Raw genomic sequence first — 19,410 nt, forward strand, 5'->3', positions numbered from 1 at the left:
AGGAGTCTCATGCAGAGTAAGGACATCGCGAAACGTGCTGGCGTAACAGCTCGAACACTCAGGCATTATCATCAGATTGGCCTTCTGGCGGAGCCGGTCCGGGCTGCGAACGGTTATCGCCATTACACAATCCAGCACCTGATCCGGCTTTTGCGCATCAAACGGCTTAGTGCTTTGGGGCTTACGCTCAGCGAACTTGCGCCTCTGCTCGAAGATGGCGATGCGCAGCGGTCCGAGATACTGGATCAATTGGATGCGTCGCTCGCCGACAAGATCGAGCGTCTGAACGAACAGAAGCAGCTTATTGCCACATTGCGTGGGGGAACTGGGCCGCTTGATGTTTCGCCGGAACTTGGAGCTGCGCTCTTCCCCCTTGAAACAGGCCGGTCGAACGATGCCAAGAACAGCGGGCGCGAACAGTCAACCCTTATCGACCAAATGGTCAATGCCAAGGGACGTCTAATCCTTTCGGAACTCTATAGCCGTCTAGCTGCTCCGGATATGGCTGAGATCGTGCTAACCCTTGGTCAACGTTTTGATCGTCTCGGTACTGACATAAATGACAGGGAAGTCCTGGAGCTTGTCGATGATTATATCCAGCACCTCGGCGACTGGATGAAAGAGTATAACGCGACGATCAGTCAGTTTGCGCAAGCGGAAACGAACCTCGTGCTCTGGACGCATGCGCTCGAAGCAACCACGCCACAACAGCGCCGCGTGTTGACTGAAATCGGGCTTCGATTGATATCCAACGGTGGCTCGACTGGCGCTAGTGGAAATTGAACGACCCCTTGTAAGCCCTCGTTCACCACGATCGACGTTCTTTTTCTACTGCCTCAATTTTGGAGGAGTTTTAAGAACTCAGATCAAGTGTCGGCAATTTATAATGCGAGCCTCAATAACTCATATCCAGCCCAAACCAGCGGACGAGTGCGAAGGTGACGAGTGCCACGACAAGTGCCGCCAAAATCAACAGCGCGGACATTTTGGCAATTGAGCGCAGGAGCGCTTTGCGGTCGCCCTTTTTGCCCTGATCGTAGTGCCATTTGATGGCAAAAAACATCGCGACACAGAGTGCGACGACCTTGAACGTACCAAAAGCGATCGGAACCCAATCCATTTTTTAAAGACTCTCATGTGCATCCGTTACAGGACTTATGGCCTTATCGTGCGCACCTGCCTACCCTTTATCGTGCAACGCTGATATGTAAGCATCCACAATAACTTAGCACATATACTCCGGGTTGGAGAGGGCGCTTTCGGACACAATTATGGCTTCGCAGACACCTTCCATACAATGCTGTGCACCTTGTAATTCACCCCGTCGAGTCCCGAAAATTCGCCGCTGGAATGCCCCCTATCCATATCCCCACTGGTCATCTGCAATTTCCGGATTAAGTTCGTCACAAGAACGATTTAAACGGGAAACACAAACAGGCAGGTGAGATGTCATGTCCAAGAAGCTGATCAATAATCCGAAGAATGTTGTTCGCGAGATGCTTGAAGGGGTGGTAGACAGCACCGAGGGGCTGGCATTGCTGGCGCACGCAAATGTGGTGTTGCAGGCAGACCTGCCCGAACCTGACCAGCGCCCGGTTGCGATTATTTCAGGCGGGGGCAGCGGGCATGAACCGGCCCATGCCGGATATGTCGGCAAGGGCATGTTAAGTGCGGCTGTGGCAGGTGATGTTTTTACATCCCCCTCGACCGATGCGGTTTTACATGCCATTCGCGCCTGCGCCGGGCCTGCCGGGGCGGTTTTGATTGTTAAAAACTATACCGGCGACCGGCTTAATTTTGGTCTGGCGGCCGAACTGGCGCAGACGGAGGGTATTCCGGTTGAAATCGTCGTCGTTGCCGATGATGTTTCCCTGCATCAAACCGTTAGCGAGGATCGCCGTCGCGGTATTGCGGGCACGGTGCTGATCCATAAAATTGCCGGGGCAGCGGCCGCCGCGGGCAAGTCCCTTGCCGAAATTGCCGATATTGCCCGCAAAGCTGCTGGCGACCTTGGCTCCATGGGGGTCGCACTGGGGGCCTGCACCCTGCCCGGCGCAAAGGAAGCCGGTTTCACCCTTGATAAAGACGAAATTGAACTGGGCCTGGGCATTCACGGTGAAAAGGGCGTGGAACGGCGCAAGATCGCCTCGGCAGATGACCTATGCGAAACCATCCTGAAAACCATTATCGAGGATCGCAAGATTGCCAAGTCTGACCGCGTTGCCCTGCTGGTGAATGGGTTGGGGGCAACATCAGCGCTGGAACTTGCGATTATGGCACGTGGGGCCATCGCCTATTTGCGCGAAAATGGCATTACGGTGGAGCGGGTGTGGAACGGAACCCTGTTAAGCGCGCTTGATATGCCGGGCTGTTCGCTTTCGCTTTTGAAACTTGATGATGAACGCGCAGAGCTACTGGATGCACCAACATCCGCCAGCACCTGGCCGGGACAGGGCCGCATCAGCCAGAAACGCCAAGAAATTGCCGATCCCAAAGGCAGCAGCGATGACATCACCTATCCCGACGCCGGGCCGCTGGCACAGCAGATTGAAACCATCGCCCATGCCGTTGCCCAAAAGCTGAAGGCCGAAGAACCCCACCTGACCGACCTGGACACCAAGGCCGGCGATGGTGATTTGGGTGCCAGCCTGGAACGCGGGGCAGATGCCATTTTGGCCCTGCCAAACAAGGCATGGGCCACCCCGGCCACCGCCCTGATTGCTACGGGCAATGCGCTGCGCAAGGCCATTGCCGGTAGTTCCGGCCCGTTTTACGCCAATGCCCTGATCCGTGCAGGCCGCCATTTGCAGGATGATGCGGAACCAACAGCCGCACAATGGGCCGATGCCTTTGAAACCGGGGCCAAAGCGATTGCCGAACTGGGCGGTGCGAAAGAAGGCGACCGCACGATGCTCGACGCCCTGCTGCCCGCTGCCAAAGCCTTTAACGACGCCACAAAGGCCGGAAAACCCGCCAAAGAAGCCTGGCAGGCGGCCTGTGATGCCGCGCGCAAAGGGGCAGACAGCACCGCCGATATGACGCCGGAGCTGGGCCGGGCAAGTTACCTTGGTGATCGTGCTGTTGGCGTGCCTGACGGCGGGGCCGTAGCTGTTGCCATCTGGATGCAGGAAATCGCCGATAACCTGTAATGGCGGATTTTGCCAGCACCGGCAAATATTACGCAATACCGGGTTGGCTTTGGCATTTTCACCTTGCCAAAGCCGCCCGGATGCCGGTCCGGGAATACGGCACCATCGCCCACATCAGCATCCCCAATTGATAACAGATTGCAAAAACGCGTGACAAACGGGTGATTTCATCGGTTGATAAGGGCAGGAACGTCCAACACACTGGATCAGCCATGAAAATCGCCATTCTTGATGACTATCAGAACCTTGCCCTGCAATCGGCCGATTGGTCGGCACTGCACAAGCAGGCGGAAATTACCGTTTTCCACGACACAATCACCAGCGAGGATGACCTGGCAGCCCGCCTGGCACCGTTTGATGTTTTGTGCATCATGCGTGAACGCACGCCACTGCCCGGCACGCTTTTGGACCGACTTTCAAACCTGAAGCTGATTGTGACCACCGGCAAACGCAATGATGCGATTGATATGGAGGGCGCAACGCGCAACGGCATGACTGTTTGCGGCACCGAAAGCCCGTCTACCGCCACGCCGGAACTGACCTTTGCCCTGATGCTGGGCCTGGCACGCGGCATTGTGCCGGAAAATACATCCATGAAACAGGGTGGCTGGCAGATTGGCCTGGGGCAGGATTTGGCAGGGTCCACACTGGGTGTTATCGGGTTGGGGCGCCTTGGTGGCAAGGTTGCACAAATTGCCCAAGCCTTTGGCATGAAGGTTATTGCCTGGTCAGAAAACCTGACGGCGGATCGCTGTGCTGAACTGGGCGTTACCTATGCCAGCAAGGATGAATTGCTGGCGCAAAGTGATTTCATCACCATCCATCAGCGCCTGTCAGACCGCACGATTGACCTGATCACCGCATCGGATTTCGCCAAAATGAAATCCAGCGCCTTTTTGATCAACACGTCGCGCGGGCCGATCGTCAATGCCGCTGATTTGATTGAGGCTGCCAATAAAGGCACCATCGCCGGGGCCGGTATTGATGTCTATGACGAAGAACCCCTGCCTGCCGACCACCCGTTGCGGACATGCAAAAACCTGCTGCTGACCCCGCATCTGGGTTATGTCACACGCAATACCTGGAAAGTCTTTTATGGCCAGACGGTTGAAGCCGTTGAAGCTTGGCTGAAAAACGAGCCGATCCGGGTGGTGAAATAGCAGGGAACGCAAAATAACCCTGTTAAAACAATAACCTGAAACTGCGTTCTCCATACAAGAACAGGGGGGACGCCAAACGCGCATAGCCGCCGCCAATGCGGCTTGTTATTGTCGCCGCGTCAAACGGCAATCGTTACGAATTCGCGAACGGTTTCAGTATTTTGGCCCATTTCGCCCCCGACCACCGCCCGGTCGGCGCGAAACAGCAGGCCCGGAACCCGACTGCGATATCGCTGATGCCGTTACTGGCAATTGATATGCAGCCATCACTGGCGCAAGACCAGATCAGGCAGAAGGTCGATCCCACCCCGACCTTCTGCCTTTTCTTTGCCTGCATCCCGGCAAAATCCCCCATTGGCGCAAATCAAACCCACCGCAAAAGACGCCGCCCCCACCAATTCAATGACCGCCCCCACAGCCAAGGCCCCAAAGAACGGTCATTTTCAGGCTTTTCCTACCTGCATCCACAAAGCCAAAAAGAAAACCACTTAGAATTTTCTTATACCGTTTGTCATACATTCTATTAGCAGTTTCCGCCGCGATCAGGCAAACCAGACACATAAACAAACCAAAAAATGGCGGTAAACAAGCTTCATCAAAGGGAGTATCGTCGCAGTCAGAACAGCGACAGATTATTACCCGGCGTTTTGCAATTACAAATAACCGCCATACGGAAACGAAAAACTTATGCCTGAACCGCTGTAAGCAAAACAGGCATTGGTTGCCAATCAGGAACAAGGTCATGACCGAATTCGCCGTTACCGGCATGAATGTTTCGGCGCCTGCGGTCGCGCCCCCACCCGCCCTGTGCCAGCAGATCCTGTCGGCATTTTGCCCTGCAGGTTCCCCAATGTGCCTTTCCCTGCCCAACTGCCGGAGCCATTCATGAGCAGCATTATGGATGCCTTCGCCGTTATCTTCAGTTTTTCCGGCCTTGCCTGTCTGATTGCCGGCACCGTTGTGGGTGTGGTTGTTGGCGCGTTGCCGGGTCTTGGCCCGTCTATCGGCATTACGCTTCTTATTCCCTTTACCTATAATATGCCGCCCGAACTTAGCATGCTGTTGCTGGTCGCCCTTTATATGGCGGCGGAATATGGCGGGTCGGTCAGTGCGATTTTGCTGTCAACGCCCGGCACGGCAGCCGCTGCTGCCACCGCGATTGATGGTTACGCCATGACCCGCAAGGGCGAAGCCAACCAGGCGCTGGCCGTATCATTAAATGCATCCTGTGTCGGTGGTCTTGTCGGGGCCTTTGCCCTGCTGGTACTGGCAAAACCGCTGGCATCGGTTGCGCTCGAATTTGGCCCGGCAGCGTATTTTTCCGTCGGTCTGTTCGGCCTTACATCGGTTGCATCGCTTTCTAGCGGGTCGCTGGTCAAGGGGCTGATCGCCGGGGCCTTTGGCCTGGCCATTGCCACGATTGGCATTGACCCGATATCTGGCGTGCCGCGTTTTACCTTTGGTGTGCCTGAACTGTTTGAAGGCATCCCGTTTTTAACTGCACTGATTGGCCTTTTTGCCGTGTCCGAGGCCTTCAGCCTAGCCGAAGGCGGCAAAACCGAAACCCACAGCATGGCCCCCAAAGTGCGCTTTGCCCTGCTGTCGATGACGCAATGGCGCAAACTGGGCAGCACGATTGCCTCGGGTTCGATTATCGGCACGCTTCTGGGCATTCTGCCCGGCGTTGGCGGCAATATTGCCTGCTGGGTGTCCTATGATTTTTCCCGGCGCCGGTCAAAAACGCCGGATGAATTTGGCAAAGGCGCCCCCGAAGGCGTTGCCGCCCCGGAATCTGCCAACAATGCCACGGTTGGGGGTGCGATGATCCCGCTGATGGCACTGGGTGTGCCGGGTTCCCCCACCACGGCGGTTCTGGTTGGCGCATTGATCCTGCATGGTCTGCGCCCGGGGCCGGAGCTTTTTGCCAGCGAACCGGTGCTGGTCAATACCGTGCTGTGGGGCCTTGCCATGACATCGGTCGCCCTGTTTTTCGTTGGCTCCATGCTGCTGCCGGTCTGGGGCTGGGTATTGCGCCTGTCCAATTCCGTGATTGCGGTTGGCATTGGCTGCATGGCGATGCTGGGTGCCTTCGCGCTGCGTAACCTGATGTTTGATGTCTATATGACCATCGCCTTTGGCATTCTGGGTTACATCCTCAAGAAATTCAAAATCCCGATGGCCCCGATCATTCTTTCCATGGTGCTGGGTTATTTGATCGAAACCAATTATCGCACCGCCCTTGTCACATCCCATGGCGATTACGCGATCTTTGTGACCTCGCCGCTCAGCCTGCTTTTCCTAGTGCTAAGCGCCATCAGCCTGTTGCTGCCCGTTTGGGGCAAAATCAAATCACGGCGTCAGGCAACCACCAACCAGTCTGCCTAAAACAAAAAACCGGGAGGAAGAAAACATGTCTTCAAAACTATCGAAAATGCTCTCCACCGCTGTCTTTGGTGCCGTGCTTGGCACCGCGGCCCTGGCCCATGCTGCTGATTTCCCCGAACACCGGGTTAACCTGGTTGTCTGGGCGGGTGCGGGTGGCGCGCTTGATACCTATGGCCGTGAACTTTCCAAACTGCTGGATGAACAGGCAGGCTGGGAAACCAAGGTGGTGAACCGTCCGGGCGGCAGTGGTTCGGTTGGCATGTCCTATGTGCTCAACCAGCCAGCGGACGGTTATAACATTCTGGTTCATACCAGCACGCTGACCTTTAGCATCGCGCGCAACCTGATGCCCTATAAGCTGGATGATCTGCGCTTTGTCCGTGCCATGCAGGGTGAACCATCTGCCCTCGCCGTTCGCAAGGATGCCAAGTTGAATTCGGCAAAGGATTTTGTCGATGCCATGAAAAAAGACCCGAAAGGTCTGCGCGTGGGTGGCTATGGCACCGGCGGGTTCCATCAATATATGCTGTATCAGTTCATGCGCGCCGAGGATTTTGAAGCAGGCTGGATTCCGTTTGATGCATCGGGCAAGGTTGCACTCGGCCTGATGGGCGATCACCTTGATGCCGCGATGATGACACCCTCGAGCGGCCTGTCACAGGTTGAAAGCGGCGATATCCGCCTTCTGGGCATTTCCACCGATGAACGCTCCAGCTACTTCCCAGATGTGCCGACCTTCAAGGAACAGGGCATTGATCTGGACGGCATGGTCTGGCGCGGCGTGTCGGTCAAGGCCGGTACGCCCGATGATGTGGTTGCCAGCATCCAGGCCGCATTGGACAAAGTCCAGGCCAGCGATGAATGGAAAACCTTCATGCAGCAGCAAAAGCAGGAAGACCTTGCCATCAAGGACGGTGATTTCCGTGACATGGCACAAAAGCAGCTTGATACCCAGTCAGCCTTCCTCAAGGAAGCCGGCTTTAACTAAAAGCATTGATCCGCGCTGCGGCCTTCGGGCCGCAGCCTAGCCATGGTGCTGTCATGACCCGATTTTATGAAATCCTCGTTGCCGCCGGTTTTCTGGTTTTCAATGCCGGTTATCTTTACCTGGCACTTGCATTGCCCCAAAGCCCCCTGCCCGATGACGTTGGTCCGGCACAATTGCCCGTGGCAATTGCCCTGTTCGGGCTGGTCCTGACTGTACTGTATCTGGTGCAGGCCTGCCGCCGCACGGAAGCCCGAAAAGGCGGCATTTCGCCGGTTCTTCTGGCCTTTATCGGGCTGGTCGTGCTGGCATCCATTCTATCGCCCCTTATTGGCATGGCGCTGACACTGGCCCTTTTTGCCGCGATTGGCGTGGTCCTGCTTGATGGTTTTACCGCCTGGCGCGGCGCGCTGATCACCGGGGCCTGCGTTTTCATTATCGGCTTTTTCGGCTTTAGCTGGCTGCTTGACCTGCCCCTGCCCTAAACCGTTACCATCCAGGCTTTGGCCCGCTTTTAATCCCACACGATTTTGGGCGCATCCCTGCACATATGCACAAACTGCACCTTTGTACCAAACGATGCCCCAAACAACGCCCCACACAAGGACACACGACCATGACAATAGACCAGCAGGCAGTTGCCTTTTTGGGTTTTGGCGAGGCCGCAATGGCCTTTATCAAAGGCTGGGCCACCAACAGGCCCGCAACAATCAAGGCATTTGATATTAAAACCAATGACCCCGATGTTGCCATTCGCGATGCCAAAAACGCCGATTACCAAGGCCTGAATGTTCTGGGTGCGGTCAGTGCCGCCGTTGCCATGGCCGATACCGATGCTGTGTTTTCGCTGGTTACCGCCGACCAGGCATCCATCGTTGCCGAAACCGCCGCTGCGAACTTCCCTAAAGGCGCGTTTTTCTTTGACTGCAATTCCTGCGCGCCGGGCACCAAACGCCGCAATGCTGAAAAGATCGAAGCCGCAGGCGGACGCTATGTTGATGTCGCCGTGATGGCACCAGTTTACCCGAAACTGCATAAAACCCCGCTTTTGCTTTCGGGGCCCCATGCACAGGCCGGGTTGGAATATCTGCTGGCCCTCGATATGGCACCTGCCATTGTCGAAGGTGATATTGGCGCGGGATCATCGATTAAAATGATCCGGTCGATCATGATGAAGGGCATGGAAGCCCTGTTTGCCGAATGCGTTCTGGCCGGGCGCAAAGCCGGGGTGGAAGAAGCCGTTCTGGCATCCCTTGATAAAACCTATCCCGGTTTTGATTTCCCTGCCAAGGCGGGCTACATGCTTGAACGGTCCATGACGCATGGCATCCGCCGTGCCGCCGAAATGGAAGAAGTCGCCCTGACCGTGCAGGAACTGGGCCTTGCCAATGAAATGGCAACGGCCACCGTGCAATGGCAACGCCGCATTGGCACCCTGAAGCTTGATGCCGGCGAGCTGGAATATCAGGACCGTGCCGATATGATCCTGAATGCGCTTAAGGCCTAAGCAAACACCAACTGACATACCCCCAAATCATACCGGGCGGTGCATTCATTTGCACTGCCCTTCGCATTTTTGAATAGCGATGCCATTCGATATCCGGTGTGCTGCGACCATCACCAGATTTCGTTGGCACGCTGGCCAATATCGCTAAGACGCGCCAGAAAATCCTTCTGGATCGCTGTGGGTGACCAGCCCTTGCGCGTGGTAAAGCCGATAGGCCGTTCGGTATCGGAAAGGGTGATGGGCAGGCGCTTCAGTTCGCCATATTTTTCTTCCTGGGCAATCTGGTGGCGCGAAATAATCGTCACCTGATCGCTGGTCGACAACAACCGGCGGATCAAAATCAGCGAGCCGGTCACAATCACGCTTTGCGGGCGCAGGCCCTCTTCGGGGAACATGCTTTCAAAATACTCGCGTGTTGGTGCGCCGCGACGTGGAACGATCCAGGCGCATTTCGCCAGGTCTTCATGTGTAATAACGTCCTGTTTCATCAGTGGGTGGTTGACCCGCGCCACAATCGCCAGCGGGTCATCAAACAGGGCGGTTTGTTCAATATCATCCACCGGCACCGGGTCACGCAATGCGCCAATCAGAATATCAATATCGCCATGCCGCAGGGCATAAAGCAGTTCACGATAGGGCCCATCAATAATGCTGATGCGCGTATCGGGGGCCTGCCCCAGCAGGTCATTGATCGCGGCGGGCAAAATGGCGCTGCGCGCCAGCGGCATGCTGCCAATTGCCACGCGCCCGCCCCGCCCGCCTTTCCAGGCGGCAATTTCATCATAACCCTGGTCCAGCTCCATCAGGGCAAGCTTGGTATTCATCACCAGCCCTTCGGCCAGCTTGGTCAGCAAAATGCCGGTACTGGCTTTTTCAAACAGCGGTACGGCGCAAAGATGTTCCAGATCACGCGCCGCGCGATGCAATGATGGCTGGGAAATACCGATGGATCGCGCTGCCAGGCTGAAATTCCCGGCTTCGGCAATGGCGACCAGCGCACGTAATTGCACACTTGTCACCAGATGATGCAATTTCGCACTTTGCCCGTGCTGGCGACGCGCACTGCGCATAATTTCGGCCATGCCCTGCGCCAGATAATGCTGCATACGGACAATACGGCTTACAAAAATATGGCCAATTTCGGTGGGAAATACCCCTTCGGGACGCCGGTCAAACAATGTGCTGCCCAGCTGGGTTTCAAGCTTTGCCACCGCCTGCGTCACAGCAGGTTGCGACATAAAGACTTCATCAGCCGCCGCACTAAAACTTCTGGTGCGCAAAACCGCCTCGCAGGCCCGCAAATGCTTGATATTGGGTATGTCCTGCGCCATTGGCCGCCTTTCACATTCAGGGCATTTAAAACAGACTATAGAAAAAAATTATAACCCCTGTCACGGGTTCTATTTCCTCACAGCGGTCAGGACGCTTAGGCTTTGGCCCCATAATCAAAGACCCAAAAGGGAGTCCGAAACGTGAGTGAAACCAAGCCAACCGCCCTGGTGATCAGCGCCCATTCAGCCGATTTTGTCTGGCGGTGCGGCGGTGCCATCGCCCTGCATGCCGCCAAGGGGTATAATGTCAGCGTTGTCTGCCTGTCCTACGGGGAACGCGGTGAATCCGCCAAGCTTTGGAAAAAGGAAGGCTGCACCCTTGAATACGTCAAGGCCGAGCGCAAGCGCGAAGCCGAAAATGCCGCGCGCGCCCTTGATGTCCACGATATCGAATTTATGGATCTGGGCGATTACCCGCTGGAAATTAACCGCGACGCCAAATTCAAACTGGTCGATATCATCCGTCACGTTCAGCCGAAATTCATGCTTAGCCACAGCTTTGTCGACAATTACAATACCGACCACGCCCTGGCCACCCGCACCGCCATTGAATGCCGAATGATCGCGCAGGCCTGGGGCCATAACCCCGGCGAAAAGGTTTTGGGCGCCCCGCAGCTTTACCTGTTTGAACCCCACCAGACCGAACAGATGGAATGGAAACCCGACCTGTTTTTGGACATTACCGATATCTGGGACAAAAAATGGGCTGCCATCCAGTGCATGGAAGGCCAGGAACATCTTTGGCACTATTACGAAAATGTCGCTGAAAACCGCGCCAACCATTTCCGCCGCAATTCCGGCGGGCAGGCTGGTGGCCGGGCCGCGAAATATGCCGAAGGCTTCCAGTCGGTTTACCCGCGCACGGTGGATGAACTGTGATGGGCAAGGTTGTACAAAACATCACCCGGACCGATCTGGCGATTGCGGATGGTTTGGGTAAATGCGGGGTTGCCACCGTACACGAGGCACAGGGCCGCACCGGCCTTTTGCAATCCCATATGCGCCCGATTTATCCTGGCGCCCGTATTGGCGGCACGGCGGTTACGGTTTCCATTGCCCCAGCGGATAACTGGATGCTGCATGTGGCCGTCGAACAATGCCAGGAAGGCGACATTCTTGTCGTAATGCCCACATCGCCCTGTGATGCTGGCTATTTTGGTGAATTGCTTGCACGGTCGTTAATGTATCGCAAGGTGCGCGGCCTGATCATCGAGGCCGGTGTACGCGATGTGCGCGATCTGACGGAAATCAACTTTCCCGTCTGGTCAAAGGCCGTTTCGGCGCAAGGCACGGTCAAGGAAACCATCGGGTCCATCAATGTGCCTATCTGCATTGCGGGCGCAGTGGTTAACCCCGGTGATGTCATTGTCGCCGATGATGATGGTGTTTGTGTTGTTCCGCGCGAGAATGCTGCAGAAACGCTGGAAAAATCCATTGCCCGTGAAGAAAAAGAGGCCCGCACCCGTGCCCGCCTGATGCAGGGCGAACTGGGCCTGGATATTTACGGCATGCGCGAAAAACTGGCGGCCAAGGGGCTTAAATATGTCTGATGGCATTCGCTGCATGTGGATGCGCGGCGGCACATCCAAGGGCGGCTTTTTCCTGGCAGATGATTTACCCGCCAACACCACGGATCGCGACTGTATTCTTTTGCGTGTCATGGGCTCACCCGACCTGCGCCAGATTGATGGCATGGGCGGGGCGGACCCTCTGACATCCAAGGTTGCCGTGGTGAAAAAATCTGCCCGGCCCGGTGTCGATGTTGATTACCTGTTTTTACAGGTTTTTGTTGATCAGACCATTGTCACGGACAAGCAGAATTGCGGCAACATGCTCGCCGGGGTTGGCCCATTTGCCATTGAACGTGGTCTGGTGAACGCAACGGGCGATGAAACCGATGTGACCATTTTCATGGAAAATACCGGGCAAACGGCGGTTGCTACCATTGCCACACCCAATGGCAAACCCGATTACCGCGGGGATGCGCGCATTGATGGTGTGCCAGGTACGGCGGCGGCCATTCCGCTGCTATTTGCCGATACTGCCGGGGCCAGTTGTGGCGCACTTCTGCCCACGGGCAATAATGCCGATATACTTGATGGCATATCTGCAACCCTGATTGATAATGGTATGCCCTGCGTGGTTCTGGCCGCAAGCGACCTTGGCATTACCGGGCAGGAAAGCCGCGAGGAACTGGAAAATAACCAACCGCTTCGTACCCGGCTTGAGAAAATCCGCCTGCTTGCTGGCCCCATGATGAATTTGGGAGATGTTAGCGCTGCATCCGTTCCCAAAATGACGATGGTTTCACCGGCCGTTCAGGGCGGCACCCTATCAACCCGCACTTTCATCCCGCACCGCTGTCATGCCTCGATCGGTGTTTTGGGGGCCGTCAGTGTCGCAACCGCCTGCCTTCTTGAAGGCAGCCCGGCCCATGTCATTGCCAGCCTGCAGGAAAATGCCGGATCACAACTCTCGCTTTCGGTTGAGCATCCCAGCGGTGAGATGGGGGTTATCCTTAACTTTAATGACAAAGGCAATGTCACCCGTGCTGGCACCCTCCGCACCGCCCGCAAGCTTTTTGACGGCTTTGTTTTTGTTGATTGACGGAAAAGCCGCAAACACGACCTAAAACGACATTTCCCGAATAAGGGCCGCGGCCACAGCCTGGTACATTCTGACTGCCAGGCTGCGGGCTGGGGCGTCAATTTCAAGAGTGCCGCGCATTGTCGTCTCAAGGGTGCGGCTACGCGCATCAACCTTTTCCGTCTGTACGTTGCCTGCTGCGCCCCCCTTTGCTGTGTCCATTGGCGACACCACAAATCCGGATACACGATACAGGGCATCAACAGGTACAAATGTTCCGTTTGAGTCGGGCCGGGCGGCCAGTGGCCCCCCATTTGTTGAACTTAAGGCCGGCGTTTCCAGCACGGGCGAATTAAATCGGTCAACACGATCTATTTGAACCTCAAGAACAGGGCGCGTGATCTGGTCTGGGTAGAACCTTGCCTTTGCCGTTTCGGAAAGTTCCATAACATCCTGTTGGGACACATATCCAATCAGGCGGTGCGTTCCGTTCTGATCAACAATTCGCATCAGGTTCTGCCGGCCCGAAACCCAGTTCCCTTCATATACAGCATCGGTAACATCGCGCACAATGCCATCCATTGACGCCCTTATGTCCAACTGGGCCTGGCGTGCATTTACAGCAGCAAGACTGGCCTGCAAGCGCAGAACTTCCTGCATCTGACTTGCGATATCCTCCTGAAGCTGATGATTATTTTTCGCCTGCGTCAGCACAATTTCCGCCTCCCGCAATTGCAATTCAAGATCCCGTCTTTTGCTGATCAGTTCCGGGGATTGCATTTTAATCAGGGTGTCACCGGCCTTAACAATACTTCCCTCATCAACCCGAACATCATCTATCCGGCCATTTGCCGGGCTGATAATTTCTGCCTCTGCGGCGGCCTGCAACTGTGCACTGGCCGATATTGTGGTTCGCCAGGGCACCAGCACAGCAATCACGGCACCAATCAAAACCAACAGCAACGTAACATTGGCAATTGTCCAACGGGCGTGGTCGCGCATTTTCCACCACATCTTGATTTCATTTAAAATTGGCAACGCGATGAACCAAAGAATTTCCACCGCAAACAGCAGGATGCCCAACACCTTGAAAAACAAGTGATAAACAACCAGCGCAATGCCAAGAAACAGAAAGAACCGATAAATCCATACTGCAATGGAATAGGTCACCAACACGCGCCGGCGATGCCTGCTTGCCGGTTCGGGTGCGGGCACATCCATGGCAAACAGCCACCGGCGCAACGACCATTTGGTCATTGCAAATGCACGTGTCTGCAAATTGGGAATCCGCAAATAATCCGACAGCAGGTAATAACCATCAAAGCGCATCAACGGGCTTAGATTGATCAACAATGTTGTGATCCAGGTTGCCGATGCCATCAAAAAAACTGCACTTTGCGCAGGTCCAGGCGGCACCACATGCCACAAAAACGTGGCAATCAGGGCCAGCATCAGCTCCACTCTTATGCCCGCTGCGGCAACACGCAATTTTTCGCTGCGCTTTGTTAACCGCCACGCATCGGATGTGTCGGTATATAAAACTGGATACATCACCAAAAAGGCAACGCCCATGGTTGGCACCCGGCATCCGTAACGGCGGGCTGTATAGGCATGGCCCAATTCATGTAGAATTTTTACTGCCGTCAACGTTATCGCCATCCAGACCAGCCCCTGGAAATTGGCAAAGCCCATAAATGTTGCCAAAAATGCATCCCACTGGCGAATGGTCATAATGATGCCGATAAGGCCAATGGTAATCACCAGCCATTTGACAAAGTTTGATGCAAAAAAATCGGCAATCCACTGTGTCCTGGCCAAAAAGCCATCAGGTCGAAACAGGGGCACACGAATGAACAGGTAATTATGCACCAGCCATTTCCAGAATGGTGGTTTGCCAGCATTGGCAATGCGGGTAAATTCGGCAACAGCTTCCTGCCCTGCCCGCAACAAAAGCCCGCTGCCATGCAAGAAGGTAATCAGATTGCGAATATCGCCATAACCAGGCGTTAAAACCGTCTCGCGCGTTATGCGTTCCAGCAGCAAGGAAGCCTTGCCCACCGACCAGCGATGCAGCATTTCAAACGCGGCATACCCAATACGGAAATAACGGTTACGCACCGGATCATGGATGGTCCAGCACGGTGCCCCATATTCATCATTTTCGGCAGGCAGCAATTTCAAATCCTGTCGCAACGGCGGCAACGGAAAATCATCACTTTGTCCAAAGCCATCTGCCAGCGAAATCATGGCCTAAAGCCCGATCTTCTGGCGTAGCGCCACCAAGGGTCGGCGCAATAAAAACAGGGCAAGTGGCACCTTGTCCCCCAGGACCTTGGCCGATCCTTTCAAACCGATACGTGGCGGAGTTTCGGCTTCATCAAAACGGGCAATCGCCCGATAGGCAAGGACACCATCGGCCGTTTTAATCGGTTGATAGGATGACAGTTCCAACGATGCAGCAATGGAATGCAATGGGTCCACATCCAGAAACAGACGTACTTCTGCACCCGGTTCCAGGTTAATAGCATCGGAAACCGGAATAAAAATTGCCAGTTCCGCCTGATCTGCCCGTGCAAGTGACATCACCTGCTCACCGGTTGAAACAGGGCGTCCCCGCCAGCGGTTCGGGTCTCCAAATACCGCAACCCCATCAATGGGCGCTTTTACATCAACCTGCGAAAGCTGATAGGCGGCATATTGTGCCTGTTCTTTGCGCAGGGCCAGTCTCGCCTGTCGCAGGGCAACCTCTGCCCGGCCCTTTGCGTCGCCAAATGCCTGTTGGGCGGCGCGGCGCAGTTCGGCTTCCGCTTCGTCAACGGACCGCAAGGCAACCTCGTAATTGGCGCGCAGTTCCGCATCTTCGAAAGAAAACAGAACATCCCCTGCTTTAACCTCGGCGTTAGGGCGCACATTTACATCACGGATCACGGCATTGATTGGCGCTGAAACCGGTACCGGGTCGTGGGCGATGACATCAGCAGGGGCGATCACACTTTGATGCACCGGAACAGCCAGAACCGCCAAAATCGCAATAACAGCGGCACAGCCCAGATATTTTCGTAACCGAGGGTGCGGGCGGTGCAGGCGGGTTGCTGGTTTTAACAATGCTTCCCACGCATGCCCGATCGTGTCGGCCAGTTGATCAAGCAAAATCAACTCCGCCTCTTGCCAGGCTGCGGTGCTACGAACAAAGACCATCCCGCCCAGGGAACGGCCATCTGGTGCTTTTAACGGCTGCCACAACACGGCCTCAGGCCAAAATTCCTGCCAATCCTCCTGCAGATTATTGCCTTGCCCTGACACAGTTAAAATTGTGGGTTTGTCTAGCGACTGAAGCTTATCCTGTGCTTTCAGCATCCGTTCTACAAAACGGATATAGGGTGCATTACGATCAATCGTCGGCACGTTGGAAACAGAAACAGCCCGAAAGGCATTTGCACCATTTCTGGCAACCAGGAAAGCCTGCTGATAGGCAATTAAACGACGGGGCGCGCTAACAACAGCAAACCGGAATGACACCATGTCCGGTGCATGCCGAATTTCCCGTTCTATCCCCATCAAAAGCGCCCAAGGGGTATCACGTGTGACTGTTTCGTCTGCCATATGGGGTTTAGCCTGTTCTACAGTCTGATCGTTTGAAAAATGAGGGTTCATCAATGAAGGGATTTTAGGACGGGCGAAAATATACAGCAGAATAAATCGCTCAAAGGCCTAATGCGCCGAGGCATCATCCATCACGGCACGTCCGCTCATTCCCGGCAACAGGCCTTTTCCATCCTCGTTCAAGGTCGCATAGATCTTCACGGTCTGGCTTACCGGGTCAATACGGGCGCCAATACGGGCGACTTTTGCACGAATATCGGCGTCATTTTCCTCGATATGGGCCGAAACACCCTGACCGACCTTCAACCAGCCCAGCCATTGTGACGGCACAATCAGTTCCAGTTCCAAATCACCGGAACCAACAATATCGATCAACTGGTCGCCCGGTGTCGCCGTTTGAAAAGGCTGGCTTTGCCAGTCAACAACAGCACCAGCGTAAGGGGCAACGATTTTGCACCGGTTCAGATAAACATCCTGAAGCTGCAACTGCGCCTTTGCACTTTCCATGGCGGCCTGCGCCATCACCACATCAAGTTCACCAATGGTGCGAAGCTCTGCCAGGCGTTTTTGCGCCTTATAGCGTGCCTCGGCCTGACGAAGGTCGGCTGCGACTGCCGCGCGTTGCGCCCGATAGGCCGCACAATCAAACACAACCAGTACATCACCCTTGGCAAAACGGGTCCCGGGTCGTTTGGGCATTTCTGCAATACGCGCCGAAATCTCGGCTGACAAAACGGCTCGGCTTCGCGTTGCGACCAGCACCCGGGCCGCAGTCCAGTTATCGGCACCATCTGGCGAAGATTGATCAGTGCCATAAGAATCACGTGCCCCTTTGGCCACTTGTCCTTCAAAACCAGTCTGGCCTTCACCCCCGCCACGATAAGGATTGACCAGCACAGCCGTACCGTTTGGAACGGCTGGTCCCTGCTGTGCAAACGCAATGGTGGGCAGCATGACGCCACCCACCATTGCAATCTGAATACCCTGCAGAAATACGCGTCTTATCTTTCCGCCATATGTTCCGCGTGACTTAAGAAAATCGGCAATTGTCATTGCGCCGCCGCTGTCTTGTTTTCAGTCATGACGGTTTCACGTATTTCTGGTGAAACGTCGTCTTCTTTGGTAACGGCAATGCCGCGGGCATCATATTCGCCATTCTGCCACTGGTTCATGACTGTGTGAATGGCGTCTGCAACACTATCAAGCGAATCATCGGCAACATCGTTTGGCAGCGGGTCAACACCGATTGATGCAAAGACCTGCCCATAGGCTGCCTGCAAATCGGCATAGGCCATGTCACGTTGCAGACCCGACAGCAGCGAACGCACTTCCGCGCGAATTTCATCGCTCTCACCTACAGCACTGGCCGAACGCTGGGCCTGCATACTGTTAACAATCCGCCCCTGAACAGACGAAATGCGATCCGCAAGTTTGAAATCATCCACGGCATGGTTAAACCGCAATTGCGCAATATTCACCTGGCTAATAACCGCCATGCTCAAAGCCAAGCTACGAACCTTGGAAAGTTCGATCTGGCTATCAGCAAGCTTCATATTCGCAGGCGCCTTGAATACCTGCATCAGATTCCACGACAGATTAAGCGCCCCATCATACCAGCGCGAATTAACCTTGTAGCTGTCTGTAGTATGATTGATCCCGGCTGAAAAGTTAAGACCCGGAACCATCTGGATCAGCGCGATTTTTGAATCCCGCTGATTGATCCGCAACTGATAGGCTTCTGATCGCAATTCCGAACGGTTATGAAGCGCTTCAAGCTCCAACTGGTCCGAATTCATTGCAATCGATGGCAACGGATGGGCATCCGTATCGCTATCAACCAGCGTAAATTCACTATCAGGATGGATGTTCATCAACACGGCCAGCTCGGTCCGTGCCTCGATCAATTGGCGACGACGTGTTTCAAGTTCACGCAGAGTTACCAGCAGGTCTTCCTGATAGCTCAGCGCATCAAGCTGTCCGCCTAATCCTTCATCAACCTGTTTTTGTGAACGGCCCAATGCGCCGCGCACCCGTTCAAGCACCTGGTCAAAATTCTTGAGCGCCCGATCAGCCGCAACAGCGCGCCAATAGGCACCGCGTGTTTCATTCACAACACTATGAATGACCTGTCGGCGGCGTTCTGCCACGATCAGGGCCATGTCTGCCTGCTGATGGGCGCGCATATACCCAATTGCGAAATCAAGGACATTCCAGCTTACGGAAAGGTCGGATTTACGAATGGACCGGTCAGAACTGACAGATGTCGATGTTTTCTGTTCATTATAGGTGCTGTCGCGATTATTACGCGTGGTCCAGCCAGTTTTGGCCACGACATCGGGCAACAAATTGACATTGGCAACATCAAGCTGCCCCATGGAAACTGCTTCTTCCATCAGCTTCAGCCGATGATCAAGATTGTATTTCAAAGCACGGGCAATTGCGTCATCCAGGGTCAACGGACCGTCAATTTTTTCCTGATTGGCAAAAAGCCGGCTTAAATCCTGCTGCACCCGGCTGTCATTTTCTGCCTGGGTTAATGGTTCAGGTTTCACCGCACAGCCCGCCAATACCAGCATTCCCATAACGGCAACAGGAACCATGCCCTTGCGCATGCGTCGTCCGTTCGCTCCCACAGAACTGTTAAACAATTCCGATCTCCCTATTTTCTGCCCATTGCCATAAACAGGCAGCCCCAAAACAAATC

The 19,410-nt window shown here is 54.9% G+C and carries 18 protein-coding genes; 12 read left to right on the forward strand and 6 right to left on the reverse strand.

Translation table 11 applies throughout. The features are described 5' to 3' along the window. The first annotated feature begins 9 nt into the window (after positions 1–9). On the forward strand, positions 10–783 hold the full coding sequence (locus CSC3H3_RS15735; RefSeq protein ID WP_101285449.1) for a helix-turn-helix domain-containing protein: 774 nt from the start codon (positions 10–12) through the stop codon (positions 781–783). 112 nt (positions 784–895) lie between these two features. On the opposite strand, the gene CSC3H3_RS15740 is transcribed toward CSC3H3_RS15735, so the two are convergent. Beyond that, on the reverse strand, positions 896–1,120 hold the full coding sequence (locus tag CSC3H3_RS15740) for a hypothetical protein (protein WP_101264981.1): 225 nt from the start codon (positions 1,118–1,120) through the stop codon (positions 896–898). 331 nt (positions 1,121–1,451) lie between these two features. Here CSC3H3_RS15740 and CSC3H3_RS15745 point away from each other — a divergent pair, with 331 nt between their 5' ends. From CSC3H3_RS15745 to CSC3H3_RS15775, 8 genes are all read left to right on the forward strand, one after another. Beyond that, the gene (locus CSC3H3_RS15745) at positions 1,452–3,149 is read left to right on the forward strand and encodes a dihydroxyacetone kinase family protein (protein ID WP_101285450.1); all 1,698 of its coding nucleotides are present in this window, start codon (positions 1,452–1,454) and stop codon (positions 3,147–3,149) included. Then, the gene (locus CSC3H3_RS25110) at positions 3,149–3,280 is read left to right on the forward strand and encodes a hypothetical protein (RefSeq protein ID WP_281262532.1); all 132 of its coding nucleotides are present in this window, start codon (positions 3,149–3,151) and stop codon (positions 3,278–3,280) included. Before CSC3H3_RS15745 ends, CSC3H3_RS25110 begins: the two co-directional genes overlap by 1 nt. A gap of 81 nt (positions 3,281–3,361) precedes the next feature. Beyond that, complete coding sequence (locus CSC3H3_RS15750; protein ID WP_101285451.1) at positions 3,362–4,309, forward strand: D-2-hydroxyacid dehydrogenase family protein; 948 nt, start codon at positions 3,362–3,364, stop codon at positions 4,307–4,309. 95 nt (positions 4,310–4,404) lie between these two features. Then, on the forward strand, positions 4,405–4,836 hold the full coding sequence (locus CSC3H3_RS15755) for a hypothetical protein (protein WP_101285452.1): 432 nt from the start codon (positions 4,405–4,407) through the stop codon (positions 4,834–4,836). A gap of 358 nt (positions 4,837–5,194) precedes the next feature. Continuing rightward, positions 5,195–6,694 carry a tripartite tricarboxylate transporter permease gene (locus CSC3H3_RS15760; RefSeq protein WP_101285453.1) on the forward strand — a complete coding sequence of 500 codons (1,500 nt, stop codon included), beginning with the start codon at positions 5,195–5,197 and terminating at the stop codon, positions 6,692–6,694. A 25-nt stretch (positions 6,695–6,719) separates the two neighbouring features. Continuing rightward, entirely contained in the window at positions 6,720–7,682 is a 963-nt protein-coding gene (locus CSC3H3_RS15765; protein WP_165791790.1) for a Bug family tripartite tricarboxylate transporter substrate binding protein, read from the forward strand. 53 nt (positions 7,683–7,735) lie between these two features. Next, positions 7,736–8,164 (forward strand): tripartite tricarboxylate transporter TctB family protein, encoded by a 429-nt coding sequence (locus CSC3H3_RS15770; RefSeq protein ID WP_157831926.1) that lies wholly within the window; start codon positions 7,736–7,738, stop codon positions 8,162–8,164. 131 nt (positions 8,165–8,295) lie between these two features. Continuing rightward, positions 8,296–9,186: an NAD(P)-dependent oxidoreductase gene (locus tag CSC3H3_RS15775; protein ID WP_101285455.1), complete on the forward strand. Its 891-nt coding sequence runs from the start codon at positions 8,296–8,298 to the stop codon at positions 9,184–9,186. Positions 9,187–9,296: 110 nt separating this feature from the next. Here CSC3H3_RS15775 and CSC3H3_RS15780 read toward each other — a convergent pair whose 3' ends face one another. Continuing rightward, complete coding sequence (locus CSC3H3_RS15780) at positions 9,297–10,517, reverse strand: LysR family transcriptional regulator (RefSeq protein WP_101285456.1); 1,221 nt, start codon at positions 10,515–10,517, stop codon at positions 9,297–9,299. A gap of 141 nt (positions 10,518–10,658) precedes the next feature. On the opposite strand from CSC3H3_RS15780, the gene CSC3H3_RS15785 reads away from it, so the two are divergent. The 3 genes from CSC3H3_RS15785 to CSC3H3_RS15795 are packed head-to-tail and all read left to right on the forward strand — an operon-like array spanning position 10,659 to position 13,124. Further along, positions 10,659–11,396, forward strand: coding sequence for a PIG-L deacetylase family protein (locus CSC3H3_RS15785; RefSeq protein WP_101285457.1), 738 nt, complete (start codon positions 10,659–10,661; stop codon positions 11,394–11,396). Beyond that, on the forward strand, positions 11,396–12,067 hold the full coding sequence (locus CSC3H3_RS15790; RefSeq protein WP_101285458.1) for a 4-carboxy-4-hydroxy-2-oxoadipate aldolase/oxaloacetate decarboxylase: 672 nt from the start codon (positions 11,396–11,398) through the stop codon (positions 12,065–12,067). The genes CSC3H3_RS15785 and CSC3H3_RS15790 overlap by 1 nt, the downstream gene beginning before the upstream one ends. Then, positions 12,060–13,124: a 4-oxalomesaconate tautomerase gene (locus CSC3H3_RS15795; RefSeq protein ID WP_101285459.1), complete on the forward strand. Its 1,065-nt coding sequence runs from the start codon at positions 12,060–12,062 to the stop codon at positions 13,122–13,124. Before CSC3H3_RS15790 ends, CSC3H3_RS15795 begins: the two co-directional genes overlap by 8 nt. Before the next feature lie 21 nt (positions 13,125–13,145). Here the strand turns inward: CSC3H3_RS15795 and CSC3H3_RS15800 are convergent, their stop codons facing one another. The 4 genes from CSC3H3_RS15800 to CSC3H3_RS15815 all read right to left on the reverse strand — a co-directional run bounded on the left by CSC3H3_RS15800 (position 13,146) and on the right by CSC3H3_RS15815 (position 19,318). Next, complete coding sequence (locus CSC3H3_RS15800; protein WP_101285460.1) at positions 13,146–15,350, reverse strand: site-2 protease family protein; 2,205 nt, start codon at positions 15,348–15,350, stop codon at positions 13,146–13,148. A 3-nt stretch (positions 15,351–15,353) separates the two neighbouring features. Then, positions 15,354–16,706, reverse strand: a complete 1,353-nt coding sequence (locus CSC3H3_RS15805; protein WP_172963436.1) for an efflux RND transporter periplasmic adaptor subunit — start codon at positions 16,704–16,706, stop codon at positions 15,354–15,356. Positions 16,707–16,814: 108 nt separating this feature from the next. Then, a complete protein-coding gene (locus CSC3H3_RS15810) occupies positions 16,815–17,759 on the reverse strand; it encodes an efflux RND transporter periplasmic adaptor subunit (RefSeq protein WP_101285462.1) in 945 nt (314 codons plus the stop codon). Next, positions 17,756–19,318, reverse strand: a complete 1,563-nt coding sequence (locus CSC3H3_RS15815) for a TolC family protein (RefSeq protein WP_101264995.1) — start codon at positions 19,316–19,318, stop codon at positions 17,756–17,758. Before CSC3H3_RS15815 ends, CSC3H3_RS15810 begins: the two co-directional genes overlap by 4 nt. Positions 19,319–19,410 lie beyond the last annotated feature (92 nt).

It is taken from the genome of Thalassospira marina, from assembly GCF_002844375.1.
Taxonomy (GTDB): Bacteria; Pseudomonadota; Alphaproteobacteria; order Rhodospirillales; family Thalassospiraceae; genus Thalassospira; species Thalassospira marina.

Excerpts from the sequence above, each read along its gene's own strand:
- CSC3H3_RS15735 (WP_101285449.1), top strand. The coding sequence starts at position 10 with ATGCAGAGTAAGGACATCGCGAAACGTGCTGGCGTAACAGCTCGAACA.
- CSC3H3_RS15740 (WP_101264981.1), bottom strand. The coding sequence starts at position 1,120 with ATGGATTGGGTTCCGATCGCTTTTGGTACGTTCAAGGTCGTCGCACTC.
- CSC3H3_RS15745 (WP_101285450.1), top strand. The coding sequence starts at position 1,452 with ATGTCCAAGAAGCTGATCAATAATCCGAAGAATGTTGTTCGCGAGATG.
- CSC3H3_RS25110 (WP_281262532.1), top strand. The coding sequence starts at position 3,149 with ATGGCGGATTTTGCCAGCACCGGCAAATATTACGCAATACCGGGTTGG.
- CSC3H3_RS15750 (WP_101285451.1), top strand. The coding sequence starts at position 3,362 with ATGAAAATCGCCATTCTTGATGACTATCAGAACCTTGCCCTGCAATCG.
- CSC3H3_RS15755 (WP_101285452.1), top strand. The coding sequence starts at position 4,405 with ATGCGGCTTGTTATTGTCGCCGCGTCAAACGGCAATCGTTACGAATTC.
- CSC3H3_RS15760 (WP_101285453.1), top strand. The coding sequence starts at position 5,195 with ATGAGCAGCATTATGGATGCCTTCGCCGTTATCTTCAGTTTTTCCGGC.
- CSC3H3_RS15765 (WP_165791790.1), top strand. The coding sequence starts at position 6,720 with ATGTCTTCAAAACTATCGAAAATGCTCTCCACCGCTGTCTTTGGTGCC.
- CSC3H3_RS15770 (WP_157831926.1), top strand. The coding sequence starts at position 7,736 with ATGACCCGATTTTATGAAATCCTCGTTGCCGCCGGTTTTCTGGTTTTC.
- CSC3H3_RS15775 (WP_101285455.1), top strand. The coding sequence starts at position 8,296 with ATGACAATAGACCAGCAGGCAGTTGCCTTTTTGGGTTTTGGCGAGGCC.
- CSC3H3_RS15780 (WP_101285456.1), bottom strand. The coding sequence starts at position 10,517 with ATGGCGCAGGACATACCCAATATCAAGCATTTGCGGGCCTGCGAGGCG.
- CSC3H3_RS15790 (WP_101285458.1), top strand. The coding sequence starts at position 11,396 with ATGGGCAAGGTTGTACAAAACATCACCCGGACCGATCTGGCGATTGCG.
- CSC3H3_RS15795 (WP_101285459.1), top strand. The coding sequence starts at position 12,060 with ATGTCTGATGGCATTCGCTGCATGTGGATGCGCGGCGGCACATCCAAG.
- CSC3H3_RS15800 (WP_101285460.1), bottom strand. The coding sequence starts at position 15,350 with ATGATTTCGCTGGCAGATGGCTTTGGACAAAGTGATGATTTTCCGTTG.
- CSC3H3_RS15805 (WP_172963436.1), bottom strand. The coding sequence starts at position 16,706 with ATGGCAGACGAAACAGTCACACGTGATACCCCTTGGGCGCTTTTGATG.
- CSC3H3_RS15810 (WP_101285462.1), bottom strand. The coding sequence starts at position 17,759 with ATGACAATTGCCGATTTTCTTAAGTCACGCGGAACATATGGCGGAAAG.
- CSC3H3_RS15815 (WP_101264995.1), bottom strand. The coding sequence starts at position 19,318 with ATGCGCAAGGGCATGGTTCCTGTTGCCGTTATGGGAATGCTGGTATTG.